Annotated in this window: 19 protein-coding genes; 8 read left to right on the top strand and 11 right to left on the bottom strand. The window is 71.0% G+C overall.

What is annotated here, in order from left to right; all coding sequences use genetic code 11:
* The first annotated feature begins 22 nt into the window (after window positions 1–22).
* The 3 genes from ACIBK1_RS18450 (at window position 23) to ACIBK1_RS18440 (ending at window position 2,772) form a co-directional block, all read left to right on the top strand.
* A complete protein-coding gene (locus ACIBK1_RS18450) occupies window positions 23–475 on the top strand; it encodes an NUDIX domain-containing protein (RefSeq protein WP_396736313.1) in 453 nt (150 codons plus the stop codon).
* Window positions 476–720: 245 nt separating this feature from the next.
* The gene (locus tag ACIBK1_RS18445; RefSeq protein WP_396736310.1) at window positions 721–1,713 is read left to right on the top strand and encodes a hypothetical protein; all 993 of its coding nucleotides are present in this window, start codon (window positions 721–723) and stop codon (window positions 1,711–1,713) included.
* A 114-nt stretch (window positions 1,714–1,827) separates the two neighbouring features.
* Window positions 1,828–2,772 (top strand): hypothetical protein, encoded by a 945-nt coding sequence (locus tag ACIBK1_RS18440; RefSeq protein WP_396736307.1) that lies wholly within the window; start codon window positions 1,828–1,830, stop codon window positions 2,770–2,772.
* Window positions 2,773–2,851: 79 nt separating this feature from the next.
* Here the strand turns inward: ACIBK1_RS18440 and ACIBK1_RS18435 are convergent, their stop codons facing one another.
* Window positions 2,852–3,778: a TIGR03564 family F420-dependent LLM class oxidoreductase gene (locus tag ACIBK1_RS18435; RefSeq protein ID WP_030510533.1), complete on the bottom strand. Its 927-nt coding sequence runs from the start codon at window positions 3,776–3,778 to the stop codon at window positions 2,852–2,854.
* A 287-nt stretch (window positions 3,779–4,065) separates the two neighbouring features.
* Here ACIBK1_RS18435 and ACIBK1_RS18430 point away from each other — a divergent pair, with 287 nt between their 5' ends.
* Both ACIBK1_RS18430 and ACIBK1_RS18425 read left to right on the top strand, forming a co-directional pair.
* Window positions 4,066–4,635, top strand: a complete 570-nt coding sequence (locus ACIBK1_RS18430) for a TetR/AcrR family transcriptional regulator (RefSeq protein ID WP_396736303.1) — start codon at window positions 4,066–4,068, stop codon at window positions 4,633–4,635.
* Complete coding sequence (locus ACIBK1_RS18425) at window positions 4,632–5,174, top strand: MOSC domain-containing protein (RefSeq protein WP_030510531.1); 543 nt, start codon at window positions 4,632–4,634, stop codon at window positions 5,172–5,174. Before ACIBK1_RS18430 ends, ACIBK1_RS18425 begins: the two co-directional genes overlap by 4 nt.
* Window positions 5,175–5,371: 197 nt before the next feature.
* Here the strand turns inward: ACIBK1_RS18425 and ACIBK1_RS18420 are convergent, their stop codons facing one another.
* The 6 genes from ACIBK1_RS18420 to ACIBK1_RS18395 form a co-directional block, all read right to left on the bottom strand.
* Window positions 5,372–5,722, bottom strand: coding sequence for a hypothetical protein (locus ACIBK1_RS18420; RefSeq protein WP_030510530.1), 351 nt, complete (start codon window positions 5,720–5,722; stop codon window positions 5,372–5,374).
* Between the two features lie 24 nt (window positions 5,723–5,746).
* Window positions 5,747–6,427, bottom strand: a complete 681-nt coding sequence (locus ACIBK1_RS18415; RefSeq protein WP_030510529.1) for a uracil-DNA glycosylase — start codon at window positions 6,425–6,427, stop codon at window positions 5,747–5,749.
* A gap of 183 nt (window positions 6,428–6,610) precedes the next feature.
* Window positions 6,611–7,498, bottom strand: coding sequence for a carbohydrate ABC transporter permease (locus ACIBK1_RS18410; protein ID WP_030510528.1), 888 nt, complete (start codon window positions 7,496–7,498; stop codon window positions 6,611–6,613).
* Window positions 7,495–8,880 carry an ABC transporter permease gene (locus ACIBK1_RS18405; RefSeq protein WP_396736298.1) on the bottom strand — a complete coding sequence of 462 codons (1,386 nt, stop codon included), beginning with the start codon at window positions 8,878–8,880 and terminating at the stop codon, window positions 7,495–7,497. The genes ACIBK1_RS18410 and ACIBK1_RS18405 overlap by 4 nt, the downstream gene beginning before the upstream one ends.
* 234 nt (window positions 8,881–9,114) lie before the next feature.
* Complete coding sequence (locus ACIBK1_RS18400; RefSeq protein ID WP_030510526.1) at window positions 9,115–10,440, bottom strand: ABC transporter substrate-binding protein; 1,326 nt, start codon at window positions 10,438–10,440, stop codon at window positions 9,115–9,117.
* Window positions 10,441–10,446: 6 nt separating this feature from the next.
* Window positions 10,447–11,709: an ABC transporter substrate-binding protein gene (locus ACIBK1_RS18395; RefSeq protein ID WP_396736295.1), complete on the bottom strand. Its 1,263-nt coding sequence runs from the start codon at window positions 11,707–11,709 to the stop codon at window positions 10,447–10,449.
* A gap of 135 nt (window positions 11,710–11,844) precedes the next feature.
* Here ACIBK1_RS18395 and ACIBK1_RS18390 point away from each other — a divergent pair, with 135 nt between their 5' ends.
* The 3 genes from ACIBK1_RS18390 to ACIBK1_RS18380 all read left to right on the top strand — a co-directional run bounded on the left by ACIBK1_RS18390 (window position 11,845) and on the right by ACIBK1_RS18380 (window position 15,533).
* The gene (locus ACIBK1_RS18390; protein WP_030510524.1) at window positions 11,845–12,351 is read left to right on the top strand and encodes a PadR family transcriptional regulator; all 507 of its coding nucleotides are present in this window, start codon (window positions 11,845–11,847) and stop codon (window positions 12,349–12,351) included.
* A gap of 67 nt (window positions 12,352–12,418) precedes the next feature.
* Window positions 12,419–13,168: an ABC transporter ATP-binding protein gene (locus tag ACIBK1_RS18385; RefSeq protein WP_363537561.1), complete on the top strand. Its 750-nt coding sequence runs from the start codon at window positions 12,419–12,421 to the stop codon at window positions 13,166–13,168.
* A 91-nt stretch (window positions 13,169–13,259) separates the two neighbouring features.
* Complete coding sequence (locus tag ACIBK1_RS18380; RefSeq protein ID WP_396736291.1) at window positions 13,260–15,533, top strand: ABC transporter permease; 2,274 nt, start codon at window positions 13,260–13,262, stop codon at window positions 15,531–15,533.
* A gap of 101 nt (window positions 15,534–15,634) precedes the next feature.
* Here the strand turns inward: ACIBK1_RS18380 and ACIBK1_RS18375 are convergent, their stop codons facing one another.
* The 4 genes from ACIBK1_RS18375 to ACIBK1_RS18360 all read right to left on the bottom strand — a co-directional run bounded on the left by ACIBK1_RS18375 (window position 15,635) and on the right by ACIBK1_RS18360 (window position 21,366).
* Window positions 15,635–16,225, bottom strand: a complete 591-nt coding sequence (locus ACIBK1_RS18375; protein ID WP_363535172.1) for a superoxide dismutase family protein — start codon at window positions 16,223–16,225, stop codon at window positions 15,635–15,637.
* A 188-nt stretch (window positions 16,226–16,413) separates the two neighbouring features.
* Window positions 16,414–18,159, bottom strand: a complete 1,746-nt coding sequence (treS, locus tag ACIBK1_RS18370) for a maltose alpha-D-glucosyltransferase (protein ID WP_357321082.1) — start codon at window positions 18,157–18,159, stop codon at window positions 16,414–16,416.
* 217 nt (window positions 18,160–18,376) lie between these two features.
* Window positions 18,377–20,056: an asparagine synthetase B family protein gene (locus ACIBK1_RS18365; protein ID WP_396736288.1), complete on the bottom strand. Its 1,680-nt coding sequence runs from the start codon at window positions 20,054–20,056 to the stop codon at window positions 18,377–18,379.
* Window positions 20,057–20,328: 272 nt separating this feature from the next.
* Complete coding sequence (locus ACIBK1_RS18360) at window positions 20,329–21,366, bottom strand: ATP-binding protein (protein WP_396736285.1); 1,038 nt, start codon at window positions 21,364–21,366, stop codon at window positions 20,329–20,331.
* Between the last annotated feature and the right edge of the window lie 80 nt (window positions 21,367–21,446).

Raw genomic sequence — 21,446 nt, 5'->3', positions numbered from 1 at the left:
TGTCGCGGATGAAAGGAATCACGTGGACGATCTGGTCGCCCGGCTGTGGCGGAGCATCGGCGGCTCGATGCAGTGGCGACTGCTGTGGATTTCGGAGGCGAAGTTCATGGTCGGCGTCACGGGGATCGTTCGCGACGGAGACGGGCGGGTTCTGTTGCTCCGGCACCGGTTGTGGCCGGAAGGCCGGCAATGGGGGTTGCCCACCGGCTGCGCCAAGAAGAGGGAGACGTTCCAGGACACGGTCGTCCGGGAGGTGCGCGAAGAGACCGGTCTGAAGGTGCGCGTCGGTGAGCTCGTCCAGCTCAAAAGCGGCTACCGGCTGCGGGTCGAGGTGGCGTACGAGGCCGAGTTCGTGGGCGGCACGATGAAGCTCGACCCCAGGGAGATCCTGGAGGCGCGGTGGTGCACGCCCGACAACCTGCCGGAGGGGACCCTGGAGGCCCATCGGCTCCTGATCTTCGGCAGGGCCGGTTAGACGGTCGCCGGACAGGCCGTTGACCCGTGACCTGTGGACCGGGGCGATGCGGCGCGGAGATTCGCCCGTTCTGTTCGTCGGCTGTCCACAGAGTGGCGTTCGGTTGGGCCGGACGACGGTGGATTCGCGCAGGCTGTGGCCCTGCGGGAGTGCGGGGAGCGGTAGGCGCGGGGCCGCCTGCTCCCGCGGCACCTCCCGCGGCCGCTTCGGCGGTTGTAGATGCAGCACGTCGCGGAGGAGGAGCCATGCGAATCACCTATCCCGTGCCCGCGCAGACCTCGTCGGTCTTCGTCGTCGCCACGGACCGTACGCCGACCGATCTCTCGTCGATCGTCCCCTGGCGAATGGGGCCGTCCCACCGGCGCGCCGCCAGGGACGCGCTCGGCACGCCACGGCTGAAGCTGGAGGCGTTCCGGTCGGCGCGGTCTCCATGGCGGCGCATGGACCTGAGCGCCGAGGACCTCAAACGGGTGAGACGGGCCCGCCATCATGTGGTGGTGACGAGCACCGCCCCCGTCGAGGAACAACCCGAGGCCGCCCAGGTCGCCAGGGCGGCCGCGCGCGGGATCGCGGAGGCCTACCGCGGTACGTTGTACGACCCGCTCACCGGGGCGGCCGTCTACCACTGCGCCGAGTGCCCGGGGGAGCGGCGCGACTTCGACCTCGGAGACGACTGGCTGGGCTGGAGGGTGTCGTGCGCCGACGAGGACGACGCGTGTGACCTGGGCGCTGCCGCACCTGCGGGAGCCGATGGCGGCGGGGACTGTTCGTGCCTCGTGACGACCTCGCGCGGCCTGCGGCGTTTCGGTCTGCCGGAGATCGCGTTGACCGGCCTCGCCTGCGCACACAGCCTGTGCGCGGTCACCGTGCTGCGGGCCGTGGCCGAGTCGTTGCTCGCGGGTCACTTCGCCTGGCTGTCCACCGGCTCCCGGTGGACAGTCGGCCCCCAGTGGCGGGCCGAAACGCCGCCGCCCTGGCGCGGCGTCGCCCGCCGCCTCCGGCTGGCGGGGATCGACTTCGCCGTGCTGTCCGGCGGAGCGGACCCGCAGAGCGGGTCCGTCCGCGCCCCCGGCGCCGAGCACGGGTCCCCGCCCGGTACCCCCGGCCTGGAGAACGGACTCCTGCGCGTGCGCCTCACGCCGGCCGCCGCCGCCCGCTCCTGCCTCAAGCTCCGCCTGCCCGGCGGTCACGGAGGGAACCCCCACCCGCACCACACCCCCGGCCTGCTGGTCGCCTGAGTCGGACTCAGGGGCAGCCCGGCAGAACCAGCGGCACGATCGTGCTGGTCACCTGACCACGTGATCGGGCAGCGCCACGGGAACGTTTGGGGGTCTACCGCACGTCTGTGAAGTGTGACCCCATTTGCTGCTATCGACGACGAGATCCGGGACGCGCGGGACCGCGCCAGGCGCCGGGACCAGCTCACCCGGCAGCGTGCCACTCTCCTGACTCAGATCGAGGAGGTCCGTGGCATGCTCGCGGATCTGGAGCGGCAGCTCGCCAAGGAGGATCGCGACGTCGCCAAGCTGGAACAGGGCGGCTTCTCCGCCCTCCTGGCGGGTCTGACCGGCGGCAAGGAGGAGCGCCTGGCGCGGGAACGGGCCGAGGCGGCGGCGGCCCGTCAGCGGGTCACCGGCCAGCGCACCCGCCTGGAGTGGCTCAGCGGCGATCTGCGGACCACCGACCAGGCCCTCGCGGAGCTCGGCAACCCACATCAGGAGCTGGAGGTGCTGCTCGCCCGCAAGGAACGGATGCTGGTCGAATCGGGGGATCCGCGTGGGCGGGAGCTGGCCGACATCGCCGCCCGGCTGGCGAACGTCGGCGCCGACCTGCGTGAGCACCAGGAGGCGCAGCAGGCCGGGGTCGCCGCGGGCCAGGCGGTCGGCTACGTCATGCGGCATCTGGGCAGCGCCCGCGGCGCCTCGACCTGGGACATGTTCAGCAGCGGCGGCGGCTTCGCCGATATGGTCGAGCACGGGCACCTGCGCCAGGCCGACGAGGCGGCCTGGCACGCGCAGGGAGCGCTCGACCGGTTCTCCCGCGAGCTGGCCGACATCGGCGTCCGCGCCGCGCCCCAGTTGCCGAAGGTGGACACGCGCTGGTTCGCCGACGTCTTCTTCGACAACATCATCACCGACGCCATCAAGCACCAGCGGATCGCCCGCACGGCGGAGGCCGTCCGCGAGGTGGCCGAGTGGGTCGCGGCGATGGTCAACCAGGTCTCCGACCGCTGTGGTGAGCTCAGCCGTCAGCAGGAGTCCCTCGCCCGGCGGCGCGAGGAGGTCCTGGGCTCCTGACCGGTCCCGTCCGGCCAGATCGGTCGGGAAGTCGCCGGCACCGTGGGCCGGCTCTGCGTGGTCCGAGCGGCCGGGGGTCTCACGTCGAGTGGCCGGCCGATCCGGCGAGGCCGGCGAGCACCGCGAGGGTGCGTTCCTGCTCGCGCGCGTCACCGTAGGGCGACGCGGCGAACTCGGTGACCCCCGCCTCGGCGAGCCGCCGGATCCGGCGCACAACCGCCGGTTCGTCACCGACGATCACGACGTCTTCCGGGCCGTCCGCGCCCTCCCGGTCGAGCACCGCACGATATTCGGGCACCTGGCCCGCCAGCCCGAACTCCCCGGCGATCCGCCGCCGGACGCCCTCCTCGTCGTCCGTCACGCAGACGATCAGCCCCGCGACGACGCGGGGAGAGGGACGCCCGGCAGCATGGGCGGCCCGCGTGACCGTCGGGACGATGTGGCCGGCCAGGGTGCGAGGACCGGTCATCCAGGTCACCACGCCGTCCGCGTGCTCGCCCGCCAGGCGCAGCATGGCCGGGCCGAGCGCGGCCAGCAGCACGGGCGGCGGCGCGGCGCCGGGAACGTGCACGGCGCTCTCCACGGTGAACGCCTCGCCTCGATGGCTCACGTGCTCGCCCCTGAGCAAGGGACGGAGCACCGACAGGTATTCACGCATCCGGGCGACAGGCCGCTCGGCGGACAGGCCGAACATCGTCCGCGTCATCATCGCGATCCCGGCACCGATGCCGAGGGTGAGCCGGTTCCCGCTCGCCGCCTGGACGCTCAGGGCCTGGCTCGCCAGCACCAGCGGATGACGTGCGGGCACCGGCACCACGGAAGAGCCGAGCGCGATGCCCGGCACCTGCGCGCCGGCCATCGCCAGCGCGGTCAGCGCGTCCCATCCGAGCGCCTGGGCCGTCCAGGCGGTGGCGAAACCGGCGTCCGCCGCCGCACGCACCTGGCCGGCGAACTGCTCGGCCGTCACGGCCCCCCGCACCTCACCGACGAGAACACCGATCTTCATTGAAGGTCCCACCTCCACACGCTCAACCGGAGAACTTCTCCGGTTGGGGTGCGGTTAGAATACGGAGAACCTCTCCGGATGGCAATGTGAGGGTGGAAGTGACGATTGAGAGTGCCGAGGCGCGCCGGCGGCAGGCGGACCAGACGGCGAGCGACGTGAGGTCACCGGCCGCCGCGCCGGTGGACGATCGGGGTTCATCGGTCGCTCGGCCGGTGGGCGATGCGGCTTCATCGGCCGCTGGGCCGGCGGGCGCGGGCTCGCCGGTTGGCGCTCCCGGGGGCCGGCGGATGCGGGCCGACGCGCGGGACAACCGCGAACGCGTGCTTCGCGCCGCCAGAGCCGCCTTCGCCGAGCAGGGGGCTCAGGCGTCGCTCAACAAGATCGCGCAGAGTGCGGGGGTGGGCCCCGGCACGTTGTATCGCCATTTCCCCACCCTCGGAGCCCTGCTCGTGGCGATCATCGGGGACGACGTGGCGGCGCTGTGCGAGAAAGGACGTGACCTGCTCGGACACCCGTCGCCGGCGGAGGCGCTGCGCACCTGGCTGAGGGCCGTGGCCGAGCACGCGACCGCGATGCGAGGCCTGGTGGCCGCCCGGATGGCCGTACCGCCCGCGCCGGACGCCGACGCGGCGCTCGCGGCGTGCCACGAGCGGATCCGGGCCACCGGCTCCGCCCTGCTCGAACGCGCGCAACGGGACGGCGGGGTGCCCGGCGACATCGAGATCGCCGACCTCCTCACGCTGGTCAACGCGATCGCGTGGGTCAGCGAGCAGGCCCCGTGTGACGAATATCTACTTGACCGCCTTCTCGCCCTCGTGCGCGGAATGGATCGATCGCCCGGAGAGGAGAAGGCATGACGAGCAGAGTGACGGCGGTGAGCCGCAGCGCCACCCACACCTTCAGCAAGACTCCGCTGGAGTCGATCCGGCTGCTGCCCGGCCTGGGCGTCGAGGGGGACGCGCACGCCGGAGTGACCGTGAAGCACCGGTCGCGGGTCGCCCGCGATCCCAGCCAGCCGAACCTGCGCCAGGTGCACCTGGTCCACGCGGAGTTGCACGACGAACTGCGCGCGGCGGGCTTCGCCGTACGGGAGGGGGACATGGGAGAGAACGTCACCACCAGAGGCGTCGATCTGCTCGCGTTGCCCACCGGGACGCGGCTGCGCCTCGGTGAGACGGCCGTCGTCGAGGTGACCGGCCTGCGCAACCCCTGCGTGCAACTCGACGGTTTCCAGGACGGGCTGCTGAAGGCCGTGCTGGACCGGGACGAGGAGGGCAACCTGGTGCGCAAGGCCGGGGTCATGGGCATCGTCATCGCGGGCGGCGAGGTCCGGCCCGGCGATGCCATACGTGTGGAGCCCCCGGCCGGATCGCATCAGCCTCTTCGGCCGGTGTGAGCGGTGCCGGCGCCTGCCCGCGGTCCCGTGGCGCTCACCCGCGGTTCCGGCCCTGGCCCCGCACCTCTTCGTCGTGCAGGCGTTCCGGGCGAAGTGTCTCGATCAGGCGCCGGCCTTTCTCGCCGCGCGGTAGATGTGGGTCGGCCTGAGCAGACCCGGCCCCAGTGATTGTGGCCGGGCCTCTGACAGGCTCGGCCTCAGTGGATGTGGCCCGGCTCGTTGTGGTCGTGCTCGTGGTCGTCCTCGTCCTCCAGGACGCCCTCTGACGGCTCCACGCCGAGCATCGCCTCTCGCGGCTCGACCTCGGCCACGTGCTCGACCAGGCCCAGCACGTGGTCGGGCTCGATCAGCCACTGCAGGGCCGCCGCGCCCGTCTCATCGGAGTTGACCAGCTCGATCTGCTCCTGCCGCTCGGCGTCGTCCAGTTCGGCCTGGGGGTCGCGGATCTCGGCGAGCGCCGCCGCCTGCAGCGCGTCGACATCGAGGACCTCGACCACCAGGTCGACGGTGAGCCGCAGGTAGCGACCGGTGTCCGTTCCATCGCTCATGGTGGTGATCCTATCGGCAAGCCGTCACGGCAGTTTCCACTCGACCGGCGCCCCGCCCTGCTGCTCCAGCAGGGCGTTGGCCCGGCTGAACGGACGGGAGCCGAAGAACCCGCTGCGCGCCGACAGCGGGCTGGGGTGGGCCGACTCGATGCACGGCACGTCGCCCAGCATCGGCCGCAGGTTGCGGGCGTCGCGGCCCCACAGGATCGCCACGAGCGGCCCGCCCCGCTCGACCAGCGCCTTGATGGCCTGCTCGGTCACCTCTTCCCAGCCCTTGCCCCGGTGGGAGGCGGGCTTGCCCGGCATCACCGTCAGCACCCTGTTGAGCAGGAGCACTCCCTGCTCGGTCCAGGGGGTGAGGTCGCCGTTCGAGGGCGGGGTGGGGTGGCCGAGGTCGGCCATGTACTCCTTGAAGATGTTGACCAGGCTGCCCGGAAGCGGCCGTACGTCGGGGGCCACGGAGAAGCTCAGCCCGACCGGGTGCCCGGGGGTGGGGTAGGGATCCTGGCCGACGATCAGCACCCGGACCTCGCTCAGCGGCTGCTGGAAGGCGCGGAGGACGTTGTCCCCCGCCGGGAGGTACTGGCGGCCTTCCGCGATCTCCTGCCTGAGGAAGTCGCCCATGGCGGCGATCCGCCCGGCCACGGGTGCGAGGGCCTCGGCCCACCCGGCTTCCACGAGTTCGTGCAACGGACGTCCTGACATGTCCGCGCACTCTATCGGCTTTTCCGCCCCCGTACGGCCCGGCAGCGGAAAGATCGGATGCCCGCTTACCCCCGTGAAGCGGGCATCCGACGTCCTTTCGGCATGCTGTGCCATACACGGGACATTTCCCGGGTCGGCCGCGGTGATGCCGGAGGCCCCGGACGATCCGGGGCCTCCGGCCGGTCACTTGACCGAGCCCGCGAGCATGCCCTGTACGAAATACCGCTGGAAGGCGAAGAACAGCACCAGCGGGATGATGAGCGACAGGAACGCGCCCGGCGCGAGGATGTCCACGTTCGTGCCGAACTGCCGCATCTGGGATTGCAGTGCCTTCGTCATCGGCTGGTTCTCGGTGTCGGCGAACACCAGCGCGACGAGCAGGTCGTTCCACACCCACAGGAACTGGAAGATGCCGAGCGACGCGATCGCGGGCTTGGCCAGCGGGAACACCACGGTGGCGAAGATCCGCCACTCCGGCGCGCCGTCCATCCGCGCCGCCTCGAGCAGCTCGCGCGGAATGCCCACGAAGAAGTTGCGCAGCAGGAAGATGGCGAACGGCAGGCCGAACGCCACATGGAACAGCACGACCCCGAGAATCGAGCCGAAGATCCCGAGGAATCCGTACAGCTTGGCGATCGGGATCAGCGCGATCTGCACCGGGACGACCAGCAGGGCGATGACCACGAGGAACACCAGGTCCCTGCCGGGGAACTCGATCCAGGCGAACGCGTACGCCGCCATGGCCGCGATGCCGATCACCAGCAACGTCGCCGGCACCGTGATGAGCACGGTGTTCCAGAACGACGAGCCGAAGCCCGACGCGAGCAGGTTCGAGTAGTTGTCGAACGTGAGCTGCGCGGGTTTGGTGAACAGCGTCCACCAGCCGGAGGAGTTGTTCTCGGTCTCGCCGCGTAGCGAGACGACGAGGAGCCCGAGGGTCGGGAGCAGCCAGAAGAGCGCGACCAGGACCATGAAGACCTGGACCAGGCCGCCGCCGAGGCGGTCGGCCACCCGTCCGAACAGGTTGCGCTCGAGCGGCTGCGCGTGCCGGGGTTCGGCCAGGGTCGTCATCCCTCGTCCCTCCTGAACCGGCGGATGTTGAAGATCATGAACGGCACCACCAGCACGAGCAGGAAGATCGACAGCGCGCTTCCCAGGCCCTGGTTGCCGCCGCCGCCGAACGACACGCGCCACATCTCCAGCGCGATCACGTTGGCCTGCGGCTGCACCGAGCCGGGGGCGATGATGAACACCAGGTCGAAGACCTTCAGCACATTGATGATCATTGTGACGAAGACGACGAGCAGCACCGGCGACAGCAGCGGCACGGTGATCCGCCGGAACACCTGCCACTCGGTCGCGCCGTCGATCCTGGCCGCCTCGAGGGCGTCACGGGGGATCGCCGACAACCCGGCCGCGATCAGCACCATCGCGAATCCGGCCCACACCCAGATGTACGCGCCGATGATCGCGGGGGTGATCAACGCCGGCCCCAGCCAGGTGAGCCCGTTGAAGGGCGCCGTGAAGTTCGACTGCGGCAGCCGTACGACGTAGGAGCCGGCCGGGAGGCCGGAGAAGCGGAACGTGCCGTCGGCGGCCGTCTCGGTCGTCGCCTTGACCGCGCCGCCGGAGACCGCCTCGACCGTGATACCGCCCAGGCCCTTCTCCTGCGGGTCGATCTGGTTCAGCGTGCCTCCGCCGCCGCGGACGACGTCGAGCCAGACCGTGCCGCTCAGGCCGTCGCCGCCGGGGGCGGCCTTGGCGGCCGGGGCGTCCTTCACCGTGTCGTGGTTCAGTCCGACGAGCGGGATCAGCACCGGAGTGCCCGCCTGCACCTGCTGCTTCGTCACCACGGCGCCGCCCTGCGCGACCGCGGGCGCCTGGTCGTTCTCCCGCGGCCGGGCTCCGGGGTAGCTCGCGCTGGAGGAGAAGGCGTCGTGGACGCTCGTGATGATGGCGTTGGCCACGCCCTTGTCGGGGTCCTGCTCGTACACGAGGCGGAAGATGACCCCGGCGGCGAGCAGGGAGACGGCCATCGGCATGAACAGCACGAGCTTGAACGCCGTCGACCACCGGATGCGCTCGGTGAGCACCGCGAAGATCAGGCCGAGCGCGGTGACGATGATCGGGGCCACCACGACCCAGATGATGTTGTTCCTGATCGTGGTGAGCGTCGAGGAGTCGGTGAAGATCGACAGGTAGTTGCCCAGCCCGACGAAGCGGTCGCCCGCCGAGTCGTAGAGGCTGCGCCAGATGGAGTAGACGATCGGATAGATGACCCACGCGGCGAGCAGCAGCAGCGCGGGCAGCAGGAACATCACCGCCAGTCTCGGCGACGGGCCGAGGCGCGGGGCCGCCTGCGCGGCGCCCGCCGTGGCGACCGCGCCGGGCGGGGCCGCCGTCGCGTACCCCGCCGCCGCCGGACCAGCCGGCGGCTCGTCGGAATCGGTCACGGAACCGGCCACAGGGTCGGTCGGGGAATCGTCTGTCGGGGACTCGGAAACGGTCAGGGAGTCCGAGGTGGCCGGGGCGTCGGCCCCGGAATCGGAGAGGGCCGCTCCCGGCTGGGGGGAGTCGGTGGAAGGATCTGCGGGTGTTTCTCGCGGGCCGGAGGAGGCCCCGGCGGCGGACTCTCCGCCGCCGGTGGCCTGCGGGCCGTCCAACCGATCGGTCACGGCCGTTTTCCTTTACTTGAAGGCCTTGGCGGCGTCCGCCTCGAGCTTCTCCTGTGCGCCCTTCACGTCGGACGGGTTGCGGAGGAAGTCCTGCAGGTCCTTCCACTCGCCCTTGCCGTCGGTGCCGCCGAAGGCGCTGGGGGCGAGGTCGGACATGTCGTACCGCACCGACTCACCGGCCGAGATGATCGTCTGGGCGAGCTGCTTGGTCAGGTCGTCCGGGTAGTTGTCGGGGGAGACGTTGCGGTTGGGGGACAGGTAGCCGGGCTGCTTGGCCCAGACCTCGCCGCCCTCCTTGGAAGCGAGGTACTCCACCAGCGCCTGCGCGCCCTTGTTGTCCTTCATCACCACGGCGACGTCGCCGCCGAGGATGACCGGAGCGGTGTCACCGGCCTTCGGGAACGGCATGATCTTGGCTTCCTCGCCGACCTTGGCGCCCGACTGGCCGAGGGAGGCGGCGACGAAGTCGGCCTCGATGACCATCGCGGCCTTCTTCTGGGCGTACACCTGGGTGACGCAGGTCGGGAAGTCGGTCTGCAGCGCGCCGGACGAGCCGCCGAGCATGAACTCCTTCTTGCCGAAGATCTGCGCCAGCTTCTCCAGGGCGGTCTTGACCGTGGCGTCGGTCCACGGGATCTCGTGCTTGGAGAGCTTGTCGTAGTTCTCCGGGCCCGCGGTGGACAGGTAGACGTTCTCGAACAGGTCGGTCAGCGTCCAGCCGGAGGCGGCGCACAGCGCGAACGGCGAGACGCCGGAGTCGGACAGCGTCTGGGCGTTCTTGATCAGGTCGTCCCAGGTGGACGCGGGCTGTGCGCCGGCGTCGTCGAAGGCGGACTGGCGGTACCAGACGAGCGACTTGTGCGCCGCCTTGACGAGCACGCCGTACACCTGGCCCTTGGCGGAGCCGAGCTCCTTCCAGTACGGGGTGTAGTTCTGGTCGATCTGCGTCTGCACCTCGGGTGCCAGGGGCTTGAGCGCGTTCTCGTCGGCGTACTGCTGCACCAGGCCCGGCTGCGGCAGGATCGCGACGTCCGGAGGATTGCCGCCCTGGATGCGGGGGCCGAGGTAGGCGCCGGTGTCCTCACCGGTGGAGGCGTAGGTGACCGTGGCACCGGTCTTCTCCTCGAACGCCTTGAGCACCTTCTCGAAGTTGGCCTGCTCGTCGCCGGTCCACTTCGCGGCGACCTCGACCTTCGTACCCTCCAGAGGCTTGGCCGCGCCGCCGTCCGCGGCCGGGGCGCTGGCCGAGGCCGCGGGCTCGCTGCCGGTGTCGCTGCCGCACGCGGCGGCGGCGGCGAGAGCGAGGCACGCGACCATGATGGGGGGAAGTTTGCGCATATCTATCTATCCTCCGAACTGGATGACCTCGCCGAGCCCCTGCTTCAGGTCGGCGACGGTCTCGTCTACGGGTTTGTCGAGAGTGAGCGCGCCGGAGACGGCGCTGGAGATCAGCAGGCTGATCTGGTTGTAGTCGGCGGTGACCGGCCTGGGCCGGGCCGAGACGATCGCCTCCTTGAGCGCGGGCAGATAGGGGAACCGCTTGATGAGCTCCGGGTCGTCGTACAGCTCCGCCCACACCGGCGGGAACGAGCCCTCGGTAAGCACGAGCCGCTCGTTGTCGAGGCCGGTGAAGTAGCGGATGAAGTCGAGCGCCGACTTCTGCCGCTTCGAGAAGGCGCTGATGGCGAGGTTGTAGCCGCCCAGCGAACTCGATCCGGGCCCGTTCAGGCCGGGCAGCCGGGTCACCGAGAACTTCCCGGCCAGTTTCGAGTGGGCGGCCGGTCCGTACGCGTGGGGCCAGTTGCGGGCGAACAGCAGCCGCCCCTCCTGGAAGGCGAGCCGGGACTCCTCCTCCTTGTACGTCAGCGCCTCGCGGGGGATCCACCCCTCCTTGACGCCGCCGACGAGGAAGTCGAGCGCGGCCCGTGCGCTGCCGAGGTCCATCGTGACCGTGCGGGCGTCCGGGCTGAGGATCGACCCGCCCGCCGACTGGACGGCCTCGGCGAAGTTGACGGTCAGTCCCTCGTACGGCAGGAACTGACCGGCATATCCCCCGATGTGATACTTCGCGCTCAGACGCGTGGCCTGCTCGCGCAGCTCCGCCCAGGTCTTGGGCGGATTGAGGTGCTCCTTCTTCAGGATGTCCGACCGGTAGTAGAGCAGGCCGGCGTTGCTGGTGTACGGCGCGGCCCACAGCCTGTCCCGGTAGATGGCGGTGTCCGCGACGCCCTTGAGCAGCTTGTTCAGGGGGAACAGGCTGCGGTCGAGCGGCGCGATCCAGCCGGCGTCGGCGAACTCCGCCGTCCACATCACGTCGAGCGCGAGCACGTCGTAGACGTCGTTGTGCGCCTGCAGGTTGGCCACCATCTGGGCGCGCTGCTCGTCGGCCGCCTCGGGCAGTTCGAGCAGCGACACCGGCTCATCCGGGTGCGCCTGGTTCCATCGGTCCAGCAGCGGGCGGAGGTACGCGGTGGTGTCCCTGCCGATCGCCAGTGTGATCGGCCCGGTGCCGTCGCTGCCCACGGTGGACCGGGTGCCGCTGTCGGCGAGCCCTGCGCAGCCGGCCACCAGGAGGGTGGCAAGTGCGGCGAGGGCTCGGCGAACCATGTGGCCTCCGTATGAAAAGCCGGTTACATACGTGTTAGGTAGGTGCATGCATGTTATGCATAGCGATAATGTGAGCGTCAACGGATGAGCTCGTAACGCTCCGATAACTGCTCGATACGGCTTGGGGGTGGGCGCGTGCGGCAGTCGCTGCTGGCGCTCCTTGCGAAGGAACCTGCCCACGGATACGAGCTGAAACAGGCACTCGAAACGATCTTCGGTGGCGCCTACCCGTCGCCCAACATCGGCCAGATCTACGTGACGCTGGGCCGGCTGGAGAAGGACGGGCACGTCCGGTCGGTCGACGTCGAGCAGGCCAACCGGCCGAACAAGAAGGTCTATTACATCACCGCCACCGGCAGGGAGGCGCTGGAGAACTGGGTCGAGGAGCCCACCGAGGGCCCGCGGGTGCGTGACGAGTTCTTCATGAAGCTCGTGCTGGCTCCGATGACCGGCCTCTCCGACCGCATGGCGTTGGTGAACCGGCAGCGACGGCACTACCTTGCGCTCATGAGAGACCTCCGCGAGCTGGCCGAGCGCACCGACCCGGCCAACCGCGTCGCGCTGCTGCTCATCGAAGGAGCCATGCTCCACCTGCAGGCCGACCTCGACTGGCTCGAACGTTGTCAGGAGGACCTGCCATGAGCGAGCGAATCGGCAGACACAGGGTGCTGTGCTTATGCGCCCCCGAGCCGTCAGGCGAGGGGGTGGCATGAGCGGCGACGCCCCCGTCGTACGGGCCGTCAACCTGGTGAAGATCTACCAGACCGGCGGGCTGCCGGTGCCCGCCGTACGCGGGGTCGACCTGACCGTCGAGGCGGGAGAGTTCGTCGCCATCATGGGCCCGTCCGGGTCGGGCAAGTCCACCCTCGTGCACATGCTGGGCGGTTTGGACACGCGCACCAGCGGCGAGATCTGGCTGGACGGCAGGCGGGCGGACACGCTCTCCGAGAGCGGGTGGGCGGTGCTCCGCCGGGAGAAGATCGGCTTCGTCTTCCAGTTCTTCAACCTGGTCGCCAACATGACCGTGGCCGACAACGTCGAGCTTCCCGCGCTGCTCGGCGGCGTCTCGCCCCGGCAGGCCAGGGAACGGCGTGAGTATCTCCTCGGCGAGCTCGGCCTGACCGATCGCGCCGGGGCGTCGCCCGCGCAGCTCAGCGGGGGCGAGCAGCAGCGGGTCGCGCTGGCCCGCGCCCTGGCGAACCAGCCCCGGCTGCTGCTGGCCGACGAGCCGACCGGCAACCTCGACAGCCGCAACACCCGCGACGTGCTGCGCCTGCTCGGCCAGGTGCACGGGCAGGGCCAGACGATCGCGCTGGTCACCCACGACGCGCGGGTGGCGAGCATGGCCGACCGCGTCGTCAGCCTGCTGGACGGCCAGATCGTCGACGACGGCGCGATCCCGAAGTCGCGCCGGCGCCCCCTGGGAGGGGCCGGAGACGTCGTGGAGCTGCGCAGTTGAGATCGGCGCAGTTGAGATCGTCCGGCCGCCATGCCTCCCCGGCCACCCGTCCGCAGAGTCCGGAGAGCCCGGACCGGCGCGAGGGGGCCGCTTGATCACGACGAGGACCGCGGAGCTGCGGTGGATCCGCGCGGACCTGCGAGCGCGCCGGGGCCAGGCCGTGCTCACGGTCCTCGCGGTGGCGGGGATCGTCACCGCTCTGATCATCGCGGCCACGCTGCTGGAGGACGGCACCAATCCCTGGCGCGGCCTGTTCCAGCGCAGCAACAGCGCGCACATCTGGATCCACAGCAAGGACGTGCCCGACGTGTCCGCGCTGCGCAGCCTGAACGGCGTGACCGACGTCGCCGGGCCCTTCCGCAGCGCGCCCGCCACGCTGGTCGCGCGCGGCCGGCGGGTGCCGATCACCCTGCAGGAGACGCCGGCGGCCATCCCCGCCGTGGCCCGCCCGCTCCTGCGTGAGGGCCGGTGGCTCGACGTGCGCACCCCGAACGGCGTGGTCGTCGAACGGTCCTTCGCCCGCGCGCTCGGCCTGCGGCCGGGCAGCCCGTTCACCGTCACCGGGCTGAACGGCGCGACCCACGCGCTGACCGTCGCCGGGCTGGCGGAAAGCGGTGACCAGGGGTTCTACCCGGAGTGGACCCCCGGCCTGGCCTGGACGCTCGCGCAGACGCTGAACGTGGTCGAGCCCGCGCCCGGCCGCACCGAGACCGTGACGGGGCTGCGGCTGGCCGATCCCGCCACCACCGATCTCGTCGTCCAGAGGGCCGTCTTCACGATGCGCAACCAGGTGCAGCGGGTGACGACCTGGCGCGAGGTGCGGGCCTCCATGGAACTGGACAACCGGCTGCTCGGCCTGCTGCTCGCGCTGTTCGGCGGCGCGGGCCTGATCGCGGCCGCGCTGGCGCTCGCCAACGCCGCCGGTGGCCGGGTGCTCATGCAGTTGCGCGACATCGCGACGCTCAAGTCGCTCGGGTTCACCCGGGGCCAGGTGGTCCGGATGCTCGTCACCGAGCACGGCACGCTCGGGCTGCTCGGCATCGCCGCCGGCGCGGTCGTCGCCCGGCTGATCACGACGTACGCCATGGGGGAGACGGTCGCCGTCCCGCTGTCGGCCGGCCCGCTCGCCGCGATCATCGTGGGCACGTCGCTGATGGTGCTGGTCGCGGTGCTGATCCCGGCCTGGCGCGGCGGGCGCACCCCGCCGATCCCGGCCACCCCGGCGGCGCCGCCACGCGGGCACCTGTCGCGGCTGGCCCGGGTCGCCCTGCTCGTACGGCTGCCGCCCGCGCTCGTCCTCGGCGCCAGGGACGCGTTCACCCGCAGGACGCCCGCCGCGCTCACGCTGTGCGGCGTCGCCATCCCGATGATGATGATCACGATCGGGCTCGGCTGCTGGACGACCCTGGACGACTTCATCCGCCACCCCGAGAGCGTGGGGCAGGCGGCGGCCCTGACCGTCCGGCCGGGCGAGCTGACCGCCGAGGAGGCGCGCCAGCGGGCGATGGCCGACCAGGACGTGGTCGCGGCCTACCCGGGCGCCGAACTCGACGCGCTCGTCCCCTGGCAGACCAGGACCGTGCGGACCAGGGCCCTCGGCCTGTCGTCCGACCCCTATCCCTTTCCGGTCGTCGAGGGCCGGATGTTCGCGGACCGGGGCGAGGCGGTCGCCGGGCAGGGACTGCTCGACCTCCTCGGCGTGGGGATCGGCGACCGGGTCCGCGTGACGATCGGGGGCACCCCGCTGATCGTCCGGATCGTGGGCCGGGTGGTCGAGCCCGAGCAGGACGGTGAGGTGCTGTCGTTCGGGATGGACAGCCTGGCCGCCAAGGACGCGCTGCCGCCCCAGTTCTACGCCCTGGTGCTGCGGCCCGGCGCCGACGCCGCCCAGGTGCGGGCCCGCCTGCAGGGGGAGGGGCTGGAGGTGGCCCAGGCCGTGAACCCGGCCGACCGGCTCTCGGTCATCCGGGTGATCATCGTCGCGCTGGTCGCCGTGCTGGCCCTGATCGGGCTGGCCAGCCTGCTGACGGCGAGCGCGCTCGGGCTGCGCGACCACGTCCTCGACCTGGCCGTGCTCAAGGCAATGGGCCTGACCCCGCGCCAGGTGATGGCCACGCTGGTGACCGCGACCGGCCTGCCCGCGGCGGTCGGGGTCGTGCTGGGGGCCGCGGCGGGGGCGGCCTGGTCACGGTGGCTGATCGACCTGGAGGGCCGCGGCAGCGGCGTCGGCGCCGGCATCGGCCGCGCCCCGACCTCCGGCATGCTCGTCGCGACCCTCCTCATCGCGATCGGCGCGGCGTTGCTGGTGGCGCTGATCCCCGCCAGGCGGGCGGCGCGGGCGCAGGTGCCCCTCACCGCCCGCTGAGGGAACGGCGGAGTGCGTCGAGCGTCCGGCCTGAGCCGACGTGGCCGGGGCCCGCTGGTCTTCCGCGGCCGGTGCCGTTCGGTCCCGCGTGAGAACGCCGGTCAGTCCCTCCTGAACACGCCGCAGGCGATCCGGGCGCCCGAGTCGCCGGCCTTGAGCGTCTCGGCGTCGGGCCCGGCCGTGCCCGAACGGCTGTAGCGGTCGGGGACGTTCGCCTGGTTGTCGGGCTTGGCGTGGACGACGATCGACCTGCCGCCGCCGGCCAGCAGGTCCTCCACCCTGAACCGGTCGGTGACGACGGAGGCCTGGCCCACGCCGTCGCCGCGGACCAGGAGATCGGGCAGATCCCCCGTGTGCCCGGGGTGCGAGCCCGAGCCCAGGTGAGAGCCCGCGCTGAAGAAGGGGCTGCCGGTCGCCGGGTCCTTCGAGTTCGGGTCGCACACGCCCTTGTCGTGGACGTGCACGCCGTGGAATCCGGGCGGCAGCGCGGTGGTCCTGATCGTCACCTCGGTCCCGCCGTTCTCGTCGTTCTCCACGTGGACCGTCCCGACGTTCTGACCCTGCGCGTTCGTGAGAGTCGCGGAGGCGTCGGCGTCGCGGGGCGCCGCCGGCGTCTGCGCCGTGGCGATCCCGGAGACGGCCGCCCCCGCGACCAACGCGGCGGCCAGGGACAGGTAGGTATGCCGGGGCATGAGGCTCCCCCTCTCGCCGGTGCGAGCAATCCGCCCGTCCACGCCACGGTAGGCACGTCAGGCGAAAGGGGTGGGCCAAGACGGCGTCAAGTCTGGCGTACGACGACGCCCCGCCCAGGGGCCCGCGAAGGGCCCGAGGACGGGGCGTGCCGAACGTCCCGAGGAAGGGGTGTGCCGGGGCGGCCGGATCAGGACGACTGCCGCAGGGACAGCCAGTAGAAGCCGTAGCCCGGCAGCGTGAGCAGGTAGGGCAGGTCGCCGACCGTCGGGAAGGGGACGCCGCCCCGGCACTCGACCGGAGTCACCCCGGTGAAGCGCCGCAGGTCGAGCTCGACCGGCTGGGCGAAGCGCGACAGGTTGTTGACGCACAGGACGACGTCGTCGCCCTCCTCCCGCAGGAAGGCCAGCACGCTCGGGTTCGGCGACCACAGCTCGGTGTAGTCGCCGGTGCCGAAGATCGAGTGCTCCCGCCTGATCTGCAGCATCCGCCGGGTGAAGTGCAGCAGCGACGACTCGCTCTTGGTCTGGGCCTCGACGTTGACCGACTGGTAGCCGTACACCGGGTCCATGACCACCGGCAGGTAGAGCCGGCCGGGGTCGGCCTCGGAGAATCCGGCGTTGCGGTCCGGGGTCCACTGCATCGGCGTGCGCACCGCGTCGCGGTCCTCCAGCCAGATGTTGTCGCCCATGCCGATCTCGTCGCCGTAGTACATGACCGGCGAGCCCGGCATGCTGAGCAGCAGCGCGGTGAACAGCTCGATCTGGTCCCTGTCGTTCTCCAGCAGGGGAGCCAGGCGCCGGCGGATGCCGAGGTAGGCGCGCATGCGCGGGTCCTTGGCGTACTCCGCGTGCATGTAGTCGCGCTCCTCCTCCGTCACGGTCTCGAGCGTCAGCTCGTCGTGATTGCGGAGGAAGATGCCCCACTGGGCGCTTTCCGGCAGCTTAGGGGTGCGCGACATGATCTCGGAGATCGGCTCGCGGCTCTGCCGGCGTACGGCCATGAAGATGCGCGGCATCAGCGGGAAGTGGAAGGCCATGTGGCACTCGTCGCCCCCCTTGGTGGGGTCGCCGAAGTACTCGACCACGTCCTCCGGCCAGCCGTTGGCCTCGGCGAGCAGCACCCGGTCGGGGTAGAGCCGGTCCACCTCGGCGCGGATCTTCCTGAGATAGTCGTGCGTCTCCGGCAGCCCGGAGCAGGAGGTGCCCTCGCGCTCGAACAGGTAGGGCACCGCGTCCAGCCGGAACCCGTCCACACCGAGATCGAGCCAGAAACGGATGACCTCCATCATCGCGTCCTGGACGTCCGGGTTGTCGTAGTTCAGGTCGGGCTGGTGGTGGAAGAACCGGTGCCAGTAGTACTGCTTGCGCACCGGGTCGAAGGTCCAGTTCGAGTCCTCGGAGCCCACGAAGACGATGGGGACGCCCGAGTATTTGTCCGGGTCGTCCGACCAGACGTAGAAGTCTCCGTACGGACCGTCCGGGTCGGTGCGGGACGCCTGGAACCACGGGTGCTGGTCGCTGGTGTGGTTCATGACCAGGTCGGTGATGACCCGCAGGCCGCGCTCGTGCGCGGCCTCGATCAGCTTCACGAAGTCGCCGAGGTCGCCGAACTCCGGAAGGATCTTCAGGTAGTCGGAGATGTCGTAGCCGCCGTCCTTGAGCGGGGACTCGTAGAGCGGCAGCAGCCAGAGGCAGTCGACCCCGAGCCACTTGAGGTAGTCGAGCTTCTCGATCAGCCCGCGCAGGTCGCCGGTGCCGTCGCCGTTGGAATCCTTGAAGCCGCGGACCAGTACCTCGTAGAAGACCGCGCGCTTGTACCAGCGGGGGTCCTGTGAGGTGAAATCGGTGATCTCCGGCAGATCGCCGGAGTACGCACCGGTGGTGGCGCCGAACGACCCGGAAACCGGGTCAGGGCAGGGCGCAGCAGCGTTCATCTGGTTCTCGCTTGAGGAAGGAGGAGCGTGTTGTCAGGTCACACCCGAGCTTTGAAGCTCTCGCCAAGATGTTTGGCTCTATTTGACCAAAACTACCACTAGAAGTGGTCTGACCGAAAAGGCTGACGCCGGTCTGACATGCAGTTTTTACCTGTTTTCGAGTGATCACGGAGTGCTACCGCACAGACGCGCCCTAGGACTGTGCGGACTACCCGCCCTACGGCGCAGGCCAGGGCGGGGTGAGGTCGCCGAGCACGTCCTCGTAGTCGGCCAGCCACGCCCCGAACGCCACCAGGGCACGCAGCCAGAACCGCGAGTTCCACGACCCGAAGGCGGTGAGGGCGTCCGGCCCGCCGGCGATCGCGTCCAGCATCTGGGGCGACATCAGCCCCGGGATCCGCGCGGCCCTGACCAGCATCGGGTGGTTCCACTCGCGGGCGAGCGGCCCGTTCGAGCGCAGCGGCACCCGGCGGTTCGGCAGCAGCGGGGTGTTGGTCGAGGGCAGCGCCGCCACGCGGGGGTTGGCGGCCCGCAGGACCTCCCGGTAGAACTTCCCGCCCTCCTTGCGGACGACCGGCACCGACAGCGCCGCGTCGAAGAACTCCGGGTGCAGGAACGCGAAGACCGGGGTCGCCTCGGGGCCGACGAGGTTGACCGGGGACCTGGCGATGCCCCGCACGGTCCGGGTGTGGAGCACGCTCAACGGCAGCTCGGCCCGGTGTCCGTGCAGCATGGAGGTCGCCCGGGTGAACGCCGCGCGGACCCGGTCGCCCATGAACGCGGCGGCGGCCTCGCCGAGCACGGGGATGTGGGCGTCGCCGGTCGCCAGGGCCTTCAGCAGCGCCTCGCGGCGGGACGCGCCCGTCCCCGCGCCGACGGCGTCCGCCGTGATCAGGAAGTTCTTCATCAGCGGGCCGCCCGCCAGGCCGTCGACCAGGGCCCGGCCCGCGCCGTGCACCTCACGGGCGAAGGGGGAGTACCAGGCGTGGTGGCTGGTGAGGAACTCCAGGCGCCGGGCCGCCCACAGCGCCTCCTGCGGGTAGGCGGCGGGGTCCTGCGGCATGATCCGGTGCGGGATGCCCAGCTCGCGGGTGATGTAGCGGGCGAAGTCGATGTCGTTGTCCAGGCCGTCGTCGGGGCTGGTGGTCCACGACTCGACGTCCATCTTCCTGGCCACCGCCACGCTGGCCAGCAGTCGCGAGTCGTACCCGCCGCTCACCGGCACCAGCACCCGCTCGTACGGCTTGAGCGCGTCGTGCAGCAGCGCGACCAGGTCGCCGGCCGTCACACCCCGGTCCACCGGCTCCTCCCGCACCCAGCGCGGGGCCCGCCGGTCCACCCTCAGCCTGCGCTCGCGCCGCGACCAGGTCAGCGCGGTCGCGCCGGGCAGGCGCCGGATCTGGCGGTACGGCGTGTCCTCGAGGAGCGGGTAGGTGAGCGTGAGGATCGCCGCCCACGCGTCCCAGTTCACCTCGTAGGGCCGCCGGGCGAGCGCGAGGAGCGGCTCGATCAGCGAGGAGAAGTAGACGGCGTCGCCGTCCTGGAGGTAGTAGACGTCGACCAGGCCGAGACCGCCCGTGTGCAGGCTCACCGTGTCGAGCTCGTCCACCAGGCCCGGGGTCTCGTACGTCTCCGCGACCCGCAGCCACGCGTTCGCCCGGGGCTCGCCCCCGGTCTCGGGCCGCCGGTCGCCCCAGGCGTACGCGGTCGCCCGGGCTCCCGTGGCGTACGGCGCCAGGGGGGCCGACGCGAGCAGCGCGGCCTCCGGGGCGGTGTGCACGGCCTGCACGGCCGGCCCCGACCGTGCCAGCAGGTCGAGCGTCGCCTGCTCGAAGGGCCCGACGGCCCCGCAGACGTACGGCCTGGCCTGGAATCGCGGCCACTCACCCTTGCGCACGGTTTGCCCTCCCTTGAACCCCAGCCGAGTCTACGGACCTCGGGGCCGGCAGGGGGACCGGAGTCTGCCACAGCGGCCCGCAAGAACGCCGCCGGATGCCGGTGTGTTGAACGCCGGCGATTATGTGGGCGCCGACGGCAAAAATGCGCGGTTAGTCGTGGCCCGGGACCGTCGCGCCGATCACCTGCGCCACGGCCGTGCGGCAGCGCCTGAGCGCACGGCCTTGAGACAGTGCGGGCCCGCCCTGGCCGCCTATGCGCACGACTTGCCCGTCAGACCTGCCATAGGGCGCTGACAGGCATGGCGCGCAGGCGGGGGCCGAAGGGGAGGGTCTGGGTGCCGGTGTAGAGGACGATGCCGGCCACGAAGTAGTCGCCCAGGCGGCCGGCGAGGTGACGCAGGCCTCGGAAGTCGTCGCCGCGGACCGTGGAGGACGCCTTGACCTCGACGCCGACGACGCGGCCCTGCCGGTTCTCCAGCACCGCGTCGACCTCGACCTTGTCCTTGGTTCGGTAGTGGAAGAGCTCCACGCGCTCGTCCGACCAGGTGAGCTGGCGGGCGAGCTCCATCAGGACGAATCCCTCCAGCAACGGTCCGAACTGGCCGTCGGGCCGCACCAGGCTCCTGGCGTCGGCGCCCAGTAGGTTGGCGGCCACGCCCGAGTCGACGAAGGCCACCTTGGGGGTGCCGACCGCTCGGTTGCTGAGGTTGCGTGACCAGGCGGGGATGCGCTTGATCAGGAACACCTCTTCGAGCAGGCCGAGGTAGCGATTCGCGGTGCCGTAGGACAGCCCGATGCCCGCCCCGAGCGCGCCGGTCACGAGCAACTGTCCCGAACGGGCGGCCACCGACCGCACCAGGGCGCGCATCTCGGCCGTCCGCTCGATCTCGGACAGCCGGCTCACGTCTCGCGCGATCATGTCCGAGACGTACGAGTCGAAGAAGCGCTCGCGTCTGCGCGGGTTCGTCCGGGCCACCGCCTCCGGAAATCCCCCGCGGACGACGCGCTCGGCGTAGTCGGCGCGCGACGACGAGGACGTGTGATGGAGGCCCTCGCCTTCGGCGAAGATCGCGTCTACGAACCGATCGGGAGTGCCGTCGATCTCTCCTTGGGAGAACGGCCACAACTCGATCGTCTCCATGCGTCCCGGCAATGCGTCGGGGAGGGCCCGCAGGCCGAGCACTCGCGCCGATCCAGTGAGCGGGAACCGCCCTGGCCGGGGGTCGGTGTCCACCTGTTCCTTGATGGACAGCATGAGCTCGGGTACGCGCTGGATCTCGTCGATCACCATCAGATCGGGGAACGCCACGAAGCCCGAGGGATCCTCCTCCGCGGCTTGGCGGACGACCGGGGTGTCCGGAGGTTTGGTCGCGGGGTCCGTGAACGGCC

Origin of the sequence: Microbispora rosea (assembly GCF_044460045.1) — a bacterium.
Classification (GTDB): domain Bacteria; phylum Actinomycetota; class Actinomycetes; order Streptosporangiales; family Streptosporangiaceae; genus Microbispora; species Microbispora rosea.
This window is presented reverse-complemented; position numbering and strand designations above follow the sequence as displayed.

What these genes read in the sequence shown, in the direction of transcription:
- ACIBK1_RS18415 (WP_030510529.1), bottom strand. Translation starts at nt 6,427, where the DNA reads ATGTCAGGACGTCCGTTGCACGAACTCGTGGAAGCCGGGTGGGCCGAG.
- ACIBK1_RS18400 (WP_030510526.1), bottom strand. Translation starts at nt 10,440, where the DNA reads ATGCGCAAACTTCCCCCCATCATGGTCGCGTGCCTCGCTCTCGCCGCC.
- ACIBK1_RS18410 (WP_030510528.1), bottom strand. Translation starts at nt 7,498, where the DNA reads ATGACGACCCTGGCCGAACCCCGGCACGCGCAGCCGCTCGAGCGCAAC.
- ACIBK1_RS18395 (WP_396736295.1), bottom strand. Translation starts at nt 11,709, where the DNA reads ATGGTTCGCCGAGCCCTCGCCGCACTTGCCACCCTCCTGGTGGCCGGC.
- ACIBK1_RS18445 (WP_396736310.1), top strand. Translation starts at nt 721, where the DNA reads ATGCGAATCACCTATCCCGTGCCCGCGCAGACCTCGTCGGTCTTCGTC.
- ACIBK1_RS18385 (WP_363537561.1), top strand. Translation starts at nt 12,419, where the DNA reads ATGAGCGGCGACGCCCCCGTCGTACGGGCCGTCAACCTGGTGAAGATC.
- ACIBK1_RS18435 (WP_030510533.1), bottom strand. Translation starts at nt 3,778, where the DNA reads ATGAAGATCGGTGTTCTCGTCGGTGAGGTGCGGGGGGCCGTGACGGCC.
- treS (WP_357321082.1), bottom strand. Translation starts at nt 18,159, where the DNA reads ATGAACGCTGCTGCGCCCTGCCCTGACCCGGTTTCCGGGTCGTTCGGC.
- ACIBK1_RS18375 (WP_363535172.1), bottom strand. Translation starts at nt 16,225, where the DNA reads ATGCCCCGGCATACCTACCTGTCCCTGGCCGCCGCGTTGGTCGCGGGG.
- ACIBK1_RS18425 (WP_030510531.1), top strand. Translation starts at nt 4,632, where the DNA reads ATGACGAGCAGAGTGACGGCGGTGAGCCGCAGCGCCACCCACACCTTC.
- ACIBK1_RS18420 (WP_030510530.1), bottom strand. Translation starts at nt 5,722, where the DNA reads ATGAGCGATGGAACGGACACCGGTCGCTACCTGCGGCTCACCGTCGAC.
- ACIBK1_RS18430 (WP_396736303.1), top strand. Translation starts at nt 4,066, where the DNA reads ATGCGGGCCGACGCGCGGGACAACCGCGAACGCGTGCTTCGCGCCGCC.